Source organism: Mesorhizobium sp. M0968, from assembly GCF_040319065.1.
GTDB lineage: Bacteria > Pseudomonadota > Alphaproteobacteria > Rhizobiales > Rhizobiaceae > Mesorhizobium.
In genome coordinates, this window is sequence record NZ_JAMYNL010000007.1 from 52,851 (window position 1) to 68,674 (window position 15,824).

The window sequence follows — 15,824 nt, forward strand, 5'->3', positions numbered from 1 at the left end:
TCCCGAAGGGGCGGACGTCTGACGCCCGCCCCTTCGCCCGATCAGGCCTCGGTCGTCTTCAGCGCGATGAACGTCATGTGCTTGACGCTCGACGCCGTGCGGTCCCAGTTTGCCGCCAGTGCCAGCTCGGCATCGGTGGCGAATTCGCCGGCCGAGGACGCATCGAGGAAGCGGGTGCCCGGCACATGCGGCACGAAATGCCGGCGGCCGACCATTTCGGTGACACCACCGCCATGGCCCTGCCGCGGCTTGCGGTCGAACTCGAGCGGGCCGCCTTCGGTGTTGACCGGCAGCTCGTTCCAAAGGATCGCCTGGTCCTTGAACATGAACGCCGTGTAGACGCCGCCGGCAACCGGAATGTCGTCATCGACGACGGCCCTGAGCCCCATGTAATAGGGGATCAGCGGCCCGCCCTGCTCGGACGACGGCACATAGTCGATGAGGTCGGCGAGCTTCAGCGCCTTCATCTGTTTGGAATGCATCCAGATCGTCTTGAACTTGTCGGCGCGGTCGCCCATCAGGTAGGCGGCCTCGATGATGTCGGTGTCGACGATGGAGGCGCCGGTGACGCGCACCAGGTCACTGCCGTCATTGGCGATGTTGTCGGCCAGCACGCCTTTCAGTATGCCCAGCAGCGTCAGCTTGTTGGCGCGCTGCCAGTAGTCGGTCTGGCGGCGCACGATAAGCTTCTGCGGATCGTCGCCGGCAAGGATCGAGGTCAGATCCGGGATGCCCCAGGCCTGCGCACGCACATTGCGGGCCGCGACTTCGCGGCGCGCACCGATCTTCTTCATCTCGATCGAGTCGGCCGGGTCGTCGTTGACCGGCTCGGACGGATCGTTGCCGAGGTCCTTCCAGCCGGGCATGTCGACGGAACGTCCGCCCAGGCTGAGCTTCGAGGCGATCGACGGGTCGGAAAACAGGATCCCGGCCTGGTAAATCTCCAGCGACTGGACGTGCTCCTCGAACGAGTATTGCGCATAGACGGACGGAACGATCGCGTCCGCGATACGGGTATAGGCGTCTGCCATTTTTGTCTTCCTTCAGGTTCGGGTTAAAGAGGATTGTTGGGCATCCACAGGTCGGGATTTTCGCCGGCCTCGCGTGCCAGCCGCCGGGCGCGGGCGGGGTCGCTTTTGACGAGCGCCGAGATGCCAGTCAGGTTGCGCTCGCCGGCGGCATTGCGCTTGAAGGGATTGCCTCCGCTCAAGGCCGTGCCGCCGTCGATCGTGTCTTCGCGGAACATCGCCTCGCCGATGGCGTGGAACGCCTTGGCGATCTGCGGGTCGGTCAAGGCGCCGTCCGGCAGAAGGATACCCTTCGCCTTGTAGGCATTGACCAGTCCGAGCTTTTTCATCGCCCGGTTGGCGACCTCGAGCTTCTGGCGAAAGCCATCGCTGCCGGTCGGTCCCCAATCCCTGACGAGGTCGTCGTGGGTCGTCTCGACCGAGCGGGCAACAGCGATTTGCTGTGCCTTGGCCTGCTCGGCCATGTAGCCGACGAAGCGGTCGTGATAGGCCTGTGCGACCTTCGGGGTAGCACCTGCCTCGACCGCCCAGGTCTTGGACGCATTGGCGAGCTCGTCCGAATAGGCGAAGTTTTCGGGGAGCCCGTCGGGGCGCCGGTACTCGACCTTCTCGGGTGAGGTCAGCGGACGCATCGCCTCGGGCAGCCGGGCATGGAACCTGTCCCAGTCTTCCGCGGCTGCATCGGCTGCCGGAACGCGCAGGCTCTCGCCCTGCTGCCGCTCCAGCTCCGCATAGGAGGCGAAGACCCGATCGAGGCTTTCAGGCTTGGTCCAGCCCTTGGTTTCAGCAAGCTTGCGGTTGCCTTCGGAAAGACCGTCAAACCAGCTTTTGGCCGCAGGCGGGGCGGACCCGTTGTCCCCGTTGGCCGGTGGCCGTGCAAGGTTGCCCGCCGGTGGCGCCGCCACCACGGACCCGGCGTCTGCCAGATCTGTCATGAGAAGATTCCTTTTGTTGACGTTTCAGAGGAGAGCCGATGGCGACGCTTGGTATCTCCCCCCTCGAGGGGAGATGGCCGGCAGGCTAGAGGGGGTAGCCGCGCGTGGAGCGCCGACCTCATCTGTCGCCGGGCGTCGCGCCCGGTCGAACCGACCCCCTCTGTCGCCTTCGGCGACATCTCCCCCTCAAGGGGGAAGATTAGCGCCTCAGGCATTATCGCCCCAGTTCTCCCAGAGCAGCGTGATGGTGCCCGACACCGCCAGCGTGCCGTCGGCGTCGATATCCGTGCCGGTGGCAAACGCCAGGTTGAGATAGAGGTCGACCGGCGTCACGGTGCCGTCGAGCGTCTGCGCGGCGGCGACATCGGCAACCGACGCGCTCGACAGGGCGGCACCGGCGCCATCCAGCGTGCGGCCGGTCGCCGCCAGCACATTGATCATCGTCAAGGCGAGCGCTGGGGTCGACGCTGCCGTCGAGCCGAGCGACCAGGTCAGCGCGGCATTGTCGTTGATGGTCGACGCGCGGGTAGTCAGCACCGCGAACTGCAGCCGGGCCGTACCGCCCCTGATGCGGATCTTGCCATCGATGAAATCGAACAGCTTCTGGCTGGCATAGGCCAGTGCATCGGTGACCGGCACCGGCATGGCATTGAAGGAGAAGACGGTGCGGTAGGCGCCGCCCTGTCCGGTCGTCCTGGCGGTGAGCCCCGCCTTGGGCGGGGCAAGGCCGGCTTCTCTGGCGGCGGCACGCGAAAGCGTCCGGGCAAGACCTCGGGTCATTTGATTTCTCCATTCTTGCGGGATTGAAAACGGGGTCGGCTGGGCCGCCGCACGCAACAGCGGCAAAAGCTCATGGACATTTGGATTTATGTGTATTTATACACAACATGAAGTGCGCCGATGTCATCCACAGGCTGTTGGCGGATGGCTGGTACGAAGTGGCTCGAAAAGGAAGTCACGCCCAGTTCAAGCACAAATCCAAGCCGGGCCAGCTGACAGTTCCGCATCCCAAGCGCGACATCCCGATCGGCACTCTCAAGAGTATTGAAAAACAATCCGGCGTGAAGCTGAGGTAGAGAAATGCGGAACCATATCGGATTGATCCACAAGCAAGCGGACAGCGACTTCGGCGTCTCCTTTCCCGATTTTCCGGGCCTGGTGACAGCCGGCGTCAACCTGGATGATGCCCGTGCCATGGCCGGGGAAGCACTGGCCTTTCATGTCGAGGGGCTGGTCGAGGATGGCGAGGCCATTCCCGAGCCGTCATCCCTGGAGGAAGTGATGTCGGACAAGGACAATCTGAGCGGTGTCGCCATCCTGGTTCCCTTGAAAGCTGAAGCTGCGAAGGTCGTGCGTGTCAACGTCACCATTCCGGAAGATGTCCTCGATCAGATTGACCGATATGCGGAGCGCCACGGCTACAGCCGATCCGGATTTCTGGCCGCTGCGGCGAAAAAGGTAATGCAGATCGAGGCGGCGTAGCGCCCTGGAAGGCGCGACTGGAGATGAAGCTCTTTGGGTCTTGTTCGGTTACTTTCTTTGCGGATCAGGCCGTCAGACAAAAACAACCATGTCTTATTTCGTGAGGCACGGTGCCTATGTTCCGCCGCAAATGCGACCGTACTTGGCAAAATCAGCCTGCGAATTAGTTCATAGACTTCAAGGGAGTATCAGACGATGACCATGTCCAGAGCCATTGCCGCCATGTTCGTAACCGCCGCGCTGGCAGGCTGCGCGCAGACCGAAGCACAGCAGAGAACCAGCACCGGTGCGCTGCTCGGCGCCGGCGCCGGCGCGCTTGCCGGCCAGGCGATCGGCGGCAACACCAAGAGCACGGTCATCGGTGCCGGAGCCGGCGCCTTGCTGGGCGCCGTCGTCGGCAACGCCACCACGCCGCAGCCGCGCAGCGAACAGCTTTGCCGCTATCAGGATCGCACCAGCGGCCGCATCTACACCGCCCCCTGCGACGACCGGTATTATAACGGCGATTATTGATTGGTCCCTTCTCCCCGTTCTACGGGGAGGAGGTCCCGGTAGGGGGATGAGGGGCAGCGCAAACTTCTGAAATGCCGGCACCGCCCCTCACCTGCCTGCCGGCATCGCTCTCCCCGTAGAACGGGGAGAGGGGCGCAGCGTCAACCTCGCGCATCCGTTTCCCCCGATGATTTGGTCCTTCCCCTGATTAGAGGTCAGCGCTATCGTCCAGGGCTACCCACGGGGGCGGGCAATGCGGACTATTGCAACATTGAGGCCGGCGATCCTGCGCCTCATAATCCTTTTGTCGCTTTGCTTGTTTGCAATGGAGCCAGTGAACTCAAAAGATGGCGACGTCTTCATATGTTCAGTAAGCGACTTCCACACATGGTCCGACATACCGTCATCAGATGACTCGGGATTCGTCGCAGCTAACAAGGCCAGGAAATTTGATATCCAAGAATTTGCCGATCACTTCATTGTAACCAGCAAATCGGGCACGCTCAAACCATCGTCAACGAAATACGATATCTTCCGACGAAACGTATATCAGATCGCTGCATTTGACAGCACGACATTTATGCTCGACACCTTCGTTATGAGGACAGCAAATATTGAAGGTCCTCCGACCAAGGCGCGGGTCACGCTACAAACTCCAACATATCTGAACACGTGGTATTTGGACTGCACCTTGCAGAATTGATGCCCGCAGAACCGATGGCTATTCGCGTTCAGGTTTTGCAGTCCATCAGCTAAATCTCTGACGTGCGAAGTCACTAGGATCATTCAATCCTTTTCCGGCTCGTCGAATGAATGAATCCCGGCCGACTCATTGCCGAGGCGCTCAAACACGTCTAGCGCCCGCTCTGAAACAACAAGCGTGTGGTTCGAAGCCATGCCGAAGTCATCATGTCCTGGCTGCCCATGGATCTTCATCCAGACGAAGGTTGGAAGTTCTGTTTCTGGCTGCAGCCGATGAAACAACTCCGAAGCAGTAACCTCGACGTCGGCAAACGTCGCCCCTGAAACTCGCATCTTCAGCAGCTCCAGCTCGGCTTCTTTGGTGACAAGATAACAGGGAAAACTCCTTATCAGGACATCACCTATCCAAACGTCAATCTCGTAGTGAAGTTTGTGCACAATCGGCGGGTGAACGCGGTTATCGAGAACCGTATTTTTGCCAAAATCACCAGCAACAAATGGCTCTACATAATAATAATCCATTTTTCACCTATATTTTCCGACAGGCGGCACGAAATGATGGCCATATTTCTTATCCATCATTGTAGAATGATCCAGAATCTGCTGCTCCGTTGGATACGGGTACTTTTCATAGAATTTGTCATTTTCGCCCCTAATGATAACAAGATGCAGAATATCATTTAAATCCTTAGGGATCCCGCGTAGATTTTCTATCGAATTGATCTTTTTCTTCGATAGGAAATTTAGAAGCCTCTTAAGTAATTGCTGCTCAGCCGGATGATGAATTACTACATCCTCGATGTTCACGTCGGGGTTCGCCTGAGCATACGCTTTCCTAAAGCCCCTACGCCTCCAGCCTCGCCGCCTTCTCCAGCGCAGCCAACTGCGCCTCGTCCAGCATCAAAAACCCCATAATATGCTGCACCACTTCGGCCCGCGCATTGCTCAGCGCGCTGTGCAGCTCGAAGCCGTTCGGCGTTTTCGTCTTGGCCAGCCACTCGCCATAGGACGGGCGGCGGTAATAACCGGTTGCGGCCGCCAGGTCGGCCAGCACCATTTCGCCGTCCTGGCCCGAGAACACCCTGAGATAGGCCTTGGCTAGCGCATCCTGCGCCTTGGCCGGGCCGCCGGCCTGGCTGGAATGGGCGAAGCGTTTCATGCGCCCTGCCCGCCCGAAGCATCTTGCGCAGCCTGCGGCATCAGCCCGCCGAGCCCGTCGAGCAGGCCGCTGTCGCGCGCCTGCACTGCCGCCGGCACGGCGTCCCTGGCGACCTTGCCGGCGGCAGCCATCGCCGCCATGCCGGCCTGTTCAGCTTGAGCCTTGGCTCTGGCATCGCGGATGCCGGCCACCTCATCCTGGCGGCGAAAAATGCGCTGCGGGCTGCGGCCGGCGCCCTGCACGATCTTCAGCGCCGCGTCGCCGTCGATATTGTCCATCACGCCGGGATCGAACTGCGCCATCTGCATGGCGGTGGTGACAACCTGGATGGTGTCGCGCGCCTCGGCCGAACGGCGCAGCACGTCGAGCGGGCCGGTGAAGGTCGGCCGCAGCGCTTTGCCGGCAAGGCTCGTTGGCGGCAGGAAGCGGCTATCTTCCTCGTAAAGTCCCTTGTCCTCGAGAATGCCCAGCTCGCGGTCGAGATTAGAGGCAAAGCCGGCCTGAATGATCGAGCCGGACGGCCCGAGCAGCGCGCCCTTCTCCTCTTGCCGGATCAAGGCCTCGGTCGCCGTCATCTGCGGGTTCTGCACCAGCGTTTGAAACAGGTTGACGAACATCATGTCCCGGATCTCCTCGGCCCGGCTGTCGGCATAATTGAAGGCATAGGTCGGGTTCTGGCCGGTGGCGATCGGCGCGATCAGCGGCCGGCCGGCATCGTCGATGAGGCCGGGATAGTTCTCGCCGGGATTGAGCACCGGCACATAGTCGAGCCTTGCCTTGGAGGCGGTCGCCGGATCGGTGATCTGCTGCAGCGCGCGCAGGCCGGAGCGCCGCACCGCGTTCTCCTCGCGCACCGTCGTCAGCGCTTCAATGGTCGGCGAGATGCCGTAGGGATCGCCCTCGTAGCGGCGCCAGTTGAAGCACGACACCGGGAACGAGCGAAAACCGCTTTCCTTGACGACCGCCTCCTCGTCCTCGATGACGTGATAGGAAGCGAACGCCGTATCCAGATACTGGTAGGAACCGGAGAGGCTGTACATCTTGCGCTCGTCGCGCGGCTGGATGCACTGGATCAGCGAGATTTTCGTCTCGCATTTGGCGGGGTCGTCGACCAGGATTTTGATCAGCGCCGGCAGTCTGTCGTAGCCGAGCAGTTGCGCCGCCTGCCGCGCCGTGCGCTCGTAGCGGCGGTGGAAAATGTCGACCTGGCCCCAGCGGTTGCGCGAGAGATAGCCCTCGACCACCGGGATCGAGGCATAGCGGATCAGCGTGCCGCCAAAACCTTCCTCGGCATAGAGATAGGCCGGGCCATAGCGCACGACATTGCGCAGGCAGGCCTGCGTTGCCGGCACGAAGTTCGAATTGGCGGAGTAGCGCAGCGAGAAAAGGAAATCGCGCAGCGCTTCCGCCCATTCCTTTTCCTCGTCGGTCTCCTCGTCGTTGATGGCCGCGGTCGACAACCCATGCCATTTCTCCGACTGCGGAATGATCAGGCTCTCCAGCCCGGCGGCCAGCCGGTTGGCGGCCGAGTTTATGGTATTGGCGTAGACACGCGCACCGCGCCGCTCCTGCCGCTCAGCCTGCGAATCGACGCCGGCCTTTCGGCTGCCGCTCCACATATCGGGCGCATCGGGATCGCAGAATTCGGACACCGCCTCCCAGACATGCTCGTACTGGCTGCGTTCGCTCTCCAGTTCTGCCTGTCGCGACAGAATATCGCGAGCACGGGAATCGCTCATGGTCAGCCTCGCTTGATGAACTCAATGGGAAAAAGAAAGAAATGGCGGGACGCCGAAGCTGCCGATCTCCCCACTTGAGGGGGAGATGTCCGGCAGGACAGAGGGGGTCGTCTCGCGTGGATCGGCGACCCCCTCTGTCGCCTTCGGCGACATCTCCCCCTCAAGGGGGGAGATCGGCAGCGCCTTATTCCGCCGGCGTCGTCTCCAGCGCGGCTTTGCGCCCAAAGCGCTGCACCACGAAACGGCCCATCTTCTGGCCGGGCACTTCGATCAGCGTGTAGGTGATCCAGGACAGCAGGCACACCACCGGCAAGACGACGACAACAACGACCGCGAAGCGCAACGGCGCCGACAGCTCGTGGCCGAACTGGGTGATGACCAGAGCCGCCACCGGCTGGAGAACCAGCAGATGGATCAAATAGATGCTGAAGGAAAGCTCACCCATCAAATGAAAGAACCTGTTGGCGAGCGTCATGGCGATCTTTCTGGCCACGATGCCCATCGTTCCCGGCAGCATCCGGTAGAGAACCAGGGCAAAGAACCCCAGGACGAGCGCTTCCCGCATCAACAGCTTGCTCAGCCCATAGCCGCCGCCGAAGGGCAGCGCCGCCAGCAGCATGGCCAGTGCCAGATGCACGAAAGGCCGCTTCTGCCTTTGATGGACGACGCCCGCCAGCAGCATCCCGCACAGGAAAATCTGCATCTTCAACGGCAGGAACGACGGCATCGGAAAGTGGACCGACAATTGTCCCATCAAGAACACGATCGCGCTGCCGATCGCCGCGACCAGCATGGCCGCCCATAGCCAGTCAAGCCTGCGCACCAGCAGCATGATGGCCGGAAACAGTGCGTAGAACTGCATCTCCAGCCCGAGGCTCCAGTCGGGCAGCGGCGTGCGATAGGCGAAATTCGGCACCAGGCCGAACAGGAACAGCAGATGGGCGCCGATATTCTTGAGGCCGCTGTCGAGATAACGCTCGGGCGCCTGCGGCGACCGCAGCAGGAACTCGTCGATGACCATTCTCGACCCGTAGAGATAGGGGCCAAGCGCCAGGGCAACGAACAGCATGACGTAGAACAGCGGCGCTATCCTGAAATAGCGGCGGGTCCAGAATTTCAGCCAGGTTTCCGGCCTTTGCCAAGGCTCCCTGTCCTGGCGCAGCTGGTAGTGGAACACCATCAGGAAGCCGGACAGCATGATGAACAGATCGACGCCGAGGTCCGGTTCGCCGAGAATAGGAATCTGCCAGCCGGTCAACAGCAGGCAGTGCCCGATGAGCACCCAGATCGCGGCGAGCGCCCGAAGCCCGTCCAGGCACTCGATGCGCGATGACCGGGCTTCTGTCATGCCGAACTCCTCGATTGCCATGTTGCAATGCAGCATGGCGGCTGAGGGAGGAATGTCAACCGTGCGGAAGGAACACGATTTGCGCTCGGTTGTTACGGAAAAGGCGGAACATCTGAGGGCAATTGTAGAGGCATGCAGTTGAACACCCGGGGCGCGAAGGATCGCGGCTTACGCGATCCCGGCAGGCAAGCTCCCGTCTATCTCTTCTTCACCAACCTTGCGTGCCGGCGCCAGTACCACCAAGCCAGCACCCGGTTGCGGAACACTCTTCTCATGGCGCCCATGTCACACCCCCAGCAGCACGCGGCGCTGGCCGGTCAGCTCACTGGGCGACAGATCGGTCTTCACCGTTCCTGCGGTGCCGTCATTGGCCGCAAGCTGGGCCCGCAAGGCGGCTTCGCGCGCCTGCACGTCCTTGTCGGCAATGGTCGGTGTCGGTGGCAACGGCTTCAGCGCCGGCGGCTTTTGAAAAAGGCACATGGTTTTCTCCAAAGTGAGAGGCTCTTGTCCAGTCGTAGAGCAGAAAATCCTCGCCGTTCCGGCCATAGCCCGGCAGGCGGCAGCGTTGCGTCGCGCCCAGCCGGGCAAGCCAGCGCAGCCCCAGTTGATTGGCCGCCAGCGCTCGCGCCTCGACCCGCCATGCGCCGCGCGCGGCAACTTCAGGCCCGAGCACGGCATGAAAGAATTCCGTAATCCCAGGCACGCAGCGCCTCATGCGGCGCGTGCCCCAGCTCCAGGCGATCCACAGCCCGCTGCGCTGCTCGGCAGCGCCGAAGCCGGCCTCCGGATTGCCGTCGAGCTCGGCGACATAGGCAAACCCCTGCAGCGCCGTCAACGCCAGCAGCGCCGGCGACCAGTGGTCGAACTGGCAATCGATCTCGGCCCGGTCCTCGAGCCGGAGGTTGGCAGCGATGTAGGAGAGGTCGCGCAAAGTGGCGGGAATGATGCGGAGGATCATGTTGGGTCACTTTCCGGCACGCTGCGAAGCGGAGAGCCCTAGGGAAACGAGGCGCCAAGCTAGATTGACTCTCTTTGCCGTCTGGATTTCCTTGGCCTGTGACTTGTGGATGTACCTATGGGAACAAGCGCATGACTTGTAGTAACTGCGCGCCGATCGAGGAGACCCGTACGATCTTTAGCACCGGTCGTCTCGCGGCGGCGATCACGATGGCCAAAGAGGCCATACGCGACGGTATTCTGCAGGAAGTACCGGGTGGTCCTATGTCGAGTGTCATCCCGCTTTCGGATCTCAACCCGGATGGACCATGGGACGATCTGCTTCGTTACCGCTTTCGCTGCACGACCTGCGCACAGGTTTTCTTGCTCTCCGCAGAGACCTATCATGGCAGCGGCGGCGAATGGGCTAAGGAGCCCGGCTAAGCTTTTCGGCGCTTCGTCCTATGCGTCCGCCGCGAATCTCAGTCCTGGCGTATCTTCGCGGACATCCGGCTGTCGATCTCGGTCAGCTTGGCGAGAATGCCTTCCTGCGCCTGCACCATCGCCTGTTGAACGCGGATCAGCTTGAAGGTGAGCCAGATCGTTACCCAAAGGCTTGCTGCGAGATAAATCAGCATCGGCATCCAGGAGATGAATATCCCGAGCAGCGAGTTTTCCGATTCCATATTGCCCCCCTAATATGATGTTGCCGCTACATCGTCGTTTTGCCGCCGGGCGTGCATAAACGCAAGCATCGTCACCGAAACGCCCCCAGCGGATCGCTCTGCCCCGCCTTCCGCCGCGCGGCCTTGAACAGCGCCGGGTCGACCTGCGCTTCCCTCAGCATCATCACGCCGTAGCGTGTCGCCGCCATCAAATCGTCACGCAGCTTCACCACCTGGCCGCCCCTGCGGTGATAGAGCCGGAACTCCTCGAACCACGGCAAAAGCGTCGAGAAAACCTTGAAGCGGCCTGATTGCATGCGGCCGAGCATCGGCCTCGACCGATACCGAACCGTCGGCGAACTGCGCGCGGGTGCCGAGCCTCTACTTGTAAGCCACTGCTGCGCTTGCAGGTCCCGCCAACGGAATAATCTCGCAGCGACTAAACCCTGCCTCTTTGCACCACTCGGTGAACTGGGCGCCGGTGAAGTCAAACGCCTCGCCAAATTCGATCAGCATGTTCAGCGACATCATGAGACCGAAGCCGTTTTGCCTGCGTTCATCGTCGATGATGTTCTCGATGGCGACCAGCGCGCCGCCGGTCGGCAATGCACGATAGGCCTTGGCGATCAGCATTTTCTTGTTCTCGAGATTCCAGTCGTGAAGGATCATTCCCATCGTGATGATGTCCGCCTTGGGGAATTCGTCCGCGAAGAAGTCGATCGCCTCGGCGATGACCCGGCCGCCGAGATTGCGCTCCCTCAAGCGCCGTTCGGCGATCGGCTGCACATCGGCGAGATCGCACGTCCGGCATTGCATGTGCGGATGCCGCGCCGCGACGATGGCCGAAAGCTGCCCGGTTGCGCCGCCTATATCGGCCAGCGTCTTATATTTGGAAAAATCGAATTTCTCGGCAAACGCCGTGAAATTGCCCATGGAGATGCCGCTCATCGCGTCCATGAACTGCTCCAGGCGCGCCGGGTCCGCATAGAGCTCGCCGAACATCGACTTGCCTGTCTCCTTGATCTCGTTTTGAGGCTTTCCGGTTTGCAATGCCGGTGTGAGATCGCCCCAGAACCGATACAGTCGTGCGTTCGCCATCTCAAGGATTCCACCGATGTATTGGGGGCTCCGCTTGACCAGGAACAGCGCGGTCGATGGCGTATTGCCGTATTTGCCGGTTTCACCGGCGCCGTCCCTCTGCAGCAATCCGAGCGCGACGAGGGTGTCGAGAAAATCATACGTTGCGCGCGGATGCAGCCTCATCGCGCCTTGCAGTTCGAGGCCCGTTTTGGGGCCGTCCGCAAGCAGCGAGAAGAGTCCCAGTTCCACGGCGCTCAACAATGTCTTGGCTGGCCAGAACCCAAAGCCAATTTGCAGTATGTGGTCTGGAGAAATTCCGTTTTGCATCTGATCCTCCCCTATCGGCGAATGCCCCCGTGAGGCCACGCCGATGCGTCCCTTGAGCGGGATCATTCGATGCTACACCACGTCCACGGACGTTCACTACAGTTTTCCAATCGGAGCCGGAGCGCATTGCCTCCCTCCCCGATTTTCCTCACCGAAACGCCCCCAGCGGATCGCTCTGCCCGGCCTTCCGCCGCGCGGCCTTGAACAGAGCCGGGTCGACCACCGCTTCCCTCAGCATCATCACGCCGTAGCGTGTCGCCGCCATCAAATCGTCGCGCAGCTTCACCACCTGGCCGTCCCTGCGGTGATAGAGCCGGAACTCCTCGAACCACGGCAAAAGCGTCGCAAACACCTTGAAGCGGCCTGAATGCATGCGGTCGAGCATCTCCATCAGCCCGGCTTCGACCGAGACCGAACCGTCGGCGAACTGCGCATGGCTGGCGAGCATGTTCAGCCCATGTGCGGAATATTGCTTCGCCAGTGCGGTGCCGGCGCCTTCCAGCGTCTCGCGGCGGCCGTCGCGCGGCCATGCCCAAGGCAGCCATTCGCCCCATGGTTTCAGCGTCAGCGCCTGCATGGCCGGAGTTTGCTGCGAAGCCCGGCAGGCCTTTGTGACATAGACGACATCGGCCTCCGTATCCCAGGCGAGCTCGACAGCCGCCGAGGGATGGTCCCAGCCGAAATCGAGCGCGCCGAGCCGTGGCCAATAGCGCGGCAGCGGGAACGGTTCGCAGGCGATCAGCTCCTCGGCCACCGGAAAGATGCGGCCGGAGCCGAGCACCGGAATGCCTTTTGCCCTGGCTTCCCGCTCATGCGCCGGATAGGCGGCAACGATCTCGGCGCGCTGCTGCGGCGTATAGTGCTCGGCATCGTCGATGGTCATGAAGGTGACGTGGCGGGTCATTGTGCGCCCTCGCGGCATTGAATCGTAGTGGCAGGCGCTGGACGGATGATGTTGTTTGACAAGGAACTTTCCGATGGCGGGACAGCGCCCCTCTCTGTCCTGCCGGACATCTCCCCCACGAGGGGGGAGATCGGATGCCACTCCAGCTTTCGCCAACCTCCAACGTCGACTGCAAAGCGCGGCCGGTGAAATTGCCAATCTCGCCCCTCGTGGGGGAGATGTCCGGCAGGACAGAGGGGGCGCGAAGGAACGCAACGGATGAGAGGAGCGAATGCTTCTTTCCTGAACTTGCCTCACCCCCTCCCCATCCCTCCCACCTCCTCCGCCGACAAGAACAACAGCACCACATCGCTCATGCCGAGCAGCGGCGTGAAGGTGACGATGGTGATGCCGCCGGTGGCGTTGGTGCGGGTCAGCCCTTCGGAATAGATGTCGAGCGGCGGTTCCTCGTCGAACCAGACGCCGTGCAGCGTTTCGCCCTGCCATTTCTCGCGACCCTTCTCGTAGCTCTTGAACGACAGCACCGATTCACCGGCCTGGACGTCGCCGCCGCCGCCCCAGCGCACCACGACGCTGTCGAGCGCGCCCGGCGCCCGTCCCGCCATCGTGCTGACGAGGGCGTCGGCCGGGATCATGCCGGTGCCCCAGGCCGCCTGCTGCTGCGGCGGGCCGATCAGGATGCGCTGCGGGTTGTCGCGCGTGCTTTCGCCGGTGACGCCGGCCGCCCACATCCGAACCGGACAATCGAAAACCTTGCCTTGCCACGAGTCGGGATAGCGGCCGGTGAGATGCATCGCCCATTCGGCGCCGCCGGCCCTGGTCTTGCCGAGCTGGTTGCCGGCCATGAACAGGCGCTCGCGATTGGTCGCGCCGGCTGCATGGAACTCGGCCTGCCGGGGATAGGGCCGATAGGCGGCAAGCTGGTTAGTGCGGCGCCTGCGGTCCAGCTCCGCCAGCAGGCTGAGATATTCCGTCCTTGCCGCCCGGCTCTGCGAGGCCTTTTGCGAAGCCCGGCTTCTCGAGGAACGGCCTGAGGACGGCTTCGAGGCCGCGGATGCGCTGCCTGATTTCGTCATCGCTCAATGCATCCAGATTGTTGATGTTGACATTAAGATCCTTGGGCAGCACCGACAGCACGAGCTTCAGATACTGATCGGGCTTTTCGGCGCGCACCTCGGCGATGACGCCGGCGCCATGGGCGCGAAAATCGGCGCGGATCGCTTCGAGAAAGCCGTCGGCCAGCGTCTTCTTCGCCCGCCTGGTTCGGCCGGGCTTGCCGGGTGCTTGATCGTGCGGCTGCGGATCGCCGGTAGAAGGAGCCTTGGCCATGCCCTACTCCGCCGTCCCGGCGGACATCGGCTTCTTGTTGCCTGGCCGCACGATGCGCTTGCGCGGCCTGGCCTTCTTGCCGGCGAGTGCGGACTTCGGCTTCCGCAGCTGGCTTGCCGGTTTCGCATCAGTCGTCGTGCCGGGCTTCATCGCACCGGCGTCGGGCAAGGCATTCAGCCTTGCCCTGAGAATTGCCACCGCCTTGTCGTCGAGTGCTCCCGACCGGAAGCCGAAGCCGCCGACCGCATCGACGGTACCGCCGCGCACCATGCCGATCCGCACGCCGGCGGCCACCTGCTCGAAGCGGCCATGGCGTGCATAGGGTGCGGCGCCGGCGAACTCGCCAATAGCGCTGACGACCTCGCGGCCCTCATCGTCGGTGATGATGGTGGCGTAACGGTTGGACATGGGGATGTTCTCTGAAGTGGGCGCACGGGCGCGTTGGGAAATCTATGGACGATAGGTGATTGCGGACCGGGATAGTCGGTCGCGTTCATTCGCGCCGACATACCTCGGCAGCACACGCAACATTCGGTCGAACAGGAGCCCGAAATGAAAAACCCGCCTCGGCGGGCGGGTCGTTGGAGCCAATTGGCACCATACCCAAATTAGTAGCATAGCTGCCGGCACAAAGCAAGAACAAAATGTGGCACGGCGGCAGAAAAATGCGCTGCCGACTTCGCATCCCCGTCGGTGAACGGATGGAAAGAGGGGCGAAAAAGGCGGGGCATTGCGTGAGACTTGCGTTGATGGGATGGTGGTTGCGCTTGAGGGGAACGCGTCATGGGCAATGTCACCAGTCACTACGGCAGCGAGGGCAGCGACGGCATCGTCGATCGCATATTGGCCGCGATCCCGGACGCCGACCCGGCCGGCAAACTCGCGGCCGCGCAACTCTATCCGTTCGATCAGTTCCATGGCCGCGAACTGACCGCCACGCAGGAGCATGCGGCCCGTCTTGCTCCTTCGCCGACAGATCGAATCCTGGATATCGGCAGCGGCATTGGCGGGCCGGCAAGGTTTCTGGCCTCGGCCTATGGCTGCGAGGTCGACGGCATCGACCTGACACCAGCCTTTGTCGCCGCGTCGAGCCGACTGACCGCACTCAGCGGACTGGCAGACAAAGTTCGCTTCCATCAGGCCGACGCAACGAAACTGCCTTTTGGCGACAGCACCTTCGATGCGGCGATCTGCTTCTATGTGGGCATGAACATCGAGAACAAAGCCGCGGTCATCGACGAGGCCTGGCGCGTGCTGAAACCGCGAGGCAGGCTGATCTGGACCGAAGCCGTGCTCGCCGGCGGCGAGCCCTACTATCCCATGCCCTGGGCGGTTTCTGCGGCGACCAGCCACCTCGCCGATCGGGAAAAATTGAAAACCCTGTTTGTCGATGCCGGATTTCGCATCGACGAAATCGTCGACGAAACCGGCGAACATGTTGAGCTGGCGCTGAAGAGGGCCAATTCCGGCGTCGTGCCCTCGCCGGCGCAGCAGCAGGCAAACGAAGTCGTCATGGGCGCGGAATTCCTGCAGCGCCGCCGCAACTATATCCGAAGCCTGAGTGACGGAAAGCTCGCCTCGCTCGCCGTGATCGTCTCCAAACCGGCCTGAAAACAAAAAACCCGCCTCGGGCGGGCGGGTCGTTGGAGCCAATTGGCACCATACCCAAATTAATAGCATAGCGGATGTATACCGTTC

At 62.0% G+C, this 15,824-nt stretch carries 20 protein-coding genes and 2 pseudogenes; 6 read left to right on the forward strand and 16 right to left on the reverse strand.

From position 1 onward, the window contains the following. Positions 1-41: 41 nt before the first annotated feature. From NKH67_RS14615 to NKH67_RS14625, 3 genes are all read right to left on the reverse strand, one after another. The gene (locus NKH67_RS14615; RefSeq protein WP_352472068.1) at positions 42-1,031 is read right to left on the reverse strand and encodes a Coat protein; all 990 of its coding nucleotides are present in this window, start codon (positions 1,029-1,031) and stop codon (positions 42-44) included. A gap of 23 nt (positions 1,032-1,054) precedes the next feature. Beyond that, positions 1,055-1,963 carry a hypothetical protein gene (locus tag NKH67_RS14620; protein WP_353031220.1) on the reverse strand — a complete coding sequence of 303 codons (909 nt, stop codon included), beginning with the start codon at positions 1,961-1,963 and terminating at the stop codon, positions 1,055-1,057. A gap of 207 nt (positions 1,964-2,170) precedes the next feature. Further along, complete coding sequence (locus NKH67_RS14625) at positions 2,171-2,743, reverse strand: hypothetical protein (protein WP_352501178.1); 573 nt, start codon at positions 2,741-2,743, stop codon at positions 2,171-2,173. Positions 2,744-2,850: 107 nt separating this feature from the next. Here NKH67_RS14625 and NKH67_RS14630 point away from each other — a divergent pair, with 107 nt between their 5' ends. The 4 genes from NKH67_RS14630 (at position 2,851) to NKH67_RS14645 (ending at position 4,640) form a co-directional block, all read left to right on the forward strand. After that, positions 2,851-3,039 carry a type II toxin-antitoxin system HicA family toxin gene (locus NKH67_RS14630; RefSeq protein WP_352501428.1) on the forward strand — a complete coding sequence of 63 codons (189 nt, stop codon included), beginning with the start codon at positions 2,851-2,853 and terminating at the stop codon, positions 3,037-3,039. A 4-nt stretch (positions 3,040-3,043) separates the two neighbouring features. Continuing rightward, positions 3,044-3,445, forward strand: coding sequence for a type II toxin-antitoxin system HicB family antitoxin (locus tag NKH67_RS14635; protein ID WP_352501179.1), 402 nt, complete (start codon positions 3,044-3,046; stop codon positions 3,443-3,445). Positions 3,446-3,640: 195 nt separating this feature from the next. Continuing rightward, positions 3,641-3,958 carry a YMGG-like glycine zipper-containing protein gene (locus NKH67_RS14640; protein ID WP_292654509.1) on the forward strand — a complete coding sequence of 106 codons (318 nt, stop codon included), beginning with the start codon at positions 3,641-3,643 and terminating at the stop codon, positions 3,956-3,958. Between the two features lie 232 nt (positions 3,959-4,190). Further along, positions 4,191-4,640, forward strand: coding sequence for a hypothetical protein (locus NKH67_RS14645; protein WP_352501180.1), 450 nt, complete (start codon positions 4,191-4,193; stop codon positions 4,638-4,640). 83 nt (positions 4,641-4,723) lie between these two features. Here NKH67_RS14645 and NKH67_RS14650 read toward each other — a convergent pair whose 3' ends face one another. The 6 genes from NKH67_RS14650 to NKH67_RS14675 all read right to left on the reverse strand — a co-directional run bounded on the left by NKH67_RS14650 (position 4,724) and on the right by NKH67_RS14675 (position 9,843). Continuing rightward, a complete protein-coding gene (locus NKH67_RS14650; protein ID WP_352501181.1) occupies positions 4,724-5,161 on the reverse strand; it encodes a hypothetical protein in 438 nt (145 codons plus the stop codon). 3 nt (positions 5,162-5,164) lie between these two features. After that, on the reverse strand, positions 5,165-5,446 hold the full coding sequence (locus NKH67_RS14655) for a hypothetical protein (RefSeq protein ID WP_352501182.1): 282 nt from the start codon (positions 5,444-5,446) through the stop codon (positions 5,165-5,167). Between the two features lie 37 nt (positions 5,447-5,483). Continuing rightward, on the reverse strand, positions 5,484-5,798 hold the full coding sequence (locus tag NKH67_RS14660) for a Bbp19 family protein (RefSeq protein ID WP_352501183.1): 315 nt from the start codon (positions 5,796-5,798) through the stop codon (positions 5,484-5,486). After that, positions 5,795-7,537 carry a portal protein gene (locus tag NKH67_RS14665; protein WP_353031223.1) on the reverse strand — a complete coding sequence of 581 codons (1,743 nt, stop codon included), beginning with the start codon at positions 7,535-7,537 and terminating at the stop codon, positions 5,795-5,797. Before NKH67_RS14665 ends, NKH67_RS14660 begins: the two co-directional genes overlap by 4 nt. A 184-nt stretch (positions 7,538-7,721) precedes the next feature. Beyond that, entirely contained in the window at positions 7,722-8,885 is a 1,164-nt protein-coding gene (locus NKH67_RS14670) for an acyltransferase family protein (protein ID WP_352501185.1), read from the reverse strand. A 364-nt stretch (positions 8,886-9,249) separates the two neighbouring features. Continuing rightward, complete coding sequence (locus tag NKH67_RS14675; protein ID WP_352501186.1) at positions 9,250-9,843, reverse strand: hypothetical protein; 594 nt, start codon at positions 9,841-9,843, stop codon at positions 9,250-9,252. A 131-nt stretch (positions 9,844-9,974) separates the two neighbouring features. Between NKH67_RS14675 and NKH67_RS14680 the strand changes: the two genes are divergently transcribed. Next, on the forward strand, positions 9,975-10,265 hold the full coding sequence (locus NKH67_RS14680) for a hypothetical protein (RefSeq protein ID WP_352501187.1): 291 nt from the start codon (positions 9,975-9,977) through the stop codon (positions 10,263-10,265). A 38-nt stretch (positions 10,266-10,303) separates the two neighbouring features. On the opposite strand, the gene NKH67_RS14685 is transcribed toward NKH67_RS14680, so the two are convergent. The 7 genes and pseudogenes from NKH67_RS14685 to NKH67_RS14715 all read right to left on the reverse strand — a co-directional run bounded on the left by NKH67_RS14685 (position 10,304) and on the right by NKH67_RS14715 (position 14,534). Beyond that, on the reverse strand, positions 10,304-10,507 hold the full coding sequence (locus NKH67_RS14685; RefSeq protein WP_023675723.1) for a hypothetical protein: 204 nt from the start codon (positions 10,505-10,507) through the stop codon (positions 10,304-10,306). A gap of 71 nt (positions 10,508-10,578) precedes the next feature. Continuing rightward, positions 10,579-10,815: pseudogene (locus NKH67_RS14690) on the reverse strand (phage terminase large subunit family protein); the annotation flags it as partial. Between the two features lie 52 nt (positions 10,816-10,867). After that, complete coding sequence (locus NKH67_RS14695; RefSeq protein ID WP_353015881.1) at positions 10,868-11,893, reverse strand: methyltransferase; 1,026 nt, start codon at positions 11,891-11,893, stop codon at positions 10,868-10,870. Between the two features lie 148 nt (positions 11,894-12,041). Beyond that, positions 12,042-12,797 (reverse strand): phage terminase large subunit family protein, encoded by a 756-nt coding sequence (locus tag NKH67_RS14700; protein ID WP_352820013.1) that lies wholly within the window; start codon positions 12,795-12,797, stop codon positions 12,042-12,044. A 329-nt stretch (positions 12,798-13,126) separates the two neighbouring features. Further along, a pseudogene (locus NKH67_RS14705) lies at positions 13,127-13,756 on the reverse strand (terminase large subunit domain-containing protein); the annotation flags it as partial. Beyond that, entirely contained in the window at positions 13,722-14,126 is a 405-nt protein-coding gene (locus NKH67_RS14710) for a hypothetical protein (RefSeq protein ID WP_352501189.1), read from the reverse strand. The gene NKH67_RS14710 and the pseudogene NKH67_RS14705, both read right to left, overlap by 35 nt. A gap of 3 nt (positions 14,127-14,129) precedes the next feature. Then, entirely contained in the window at positions 14,130-14,534 is a 405-nt protein-coding gene (locus NKH67_RS14715; RefSeq protein ID WP_352501190.1) for a hypothetical protein, read from the reverse strand. Positions 14,535-14,909: 375 nt separating this feature from the next. Here NKH67_RS14715 and NKH67_RS14720 point away from each other — a divergent pair, with 375 nt between their 5' ends. Continuing rightward, a complete protein-coding gene (locus NKH67_RS14720; RefSeq protein WP_352501191.1) occupies positions 14,910-15,737 on the forward strand; it encodes a class I SAM-dependent methyltransferase in 828 nt (275 codons plus the stop codon). Positions 15,738-15,824 lie beyond the last annotated feature (87 nt).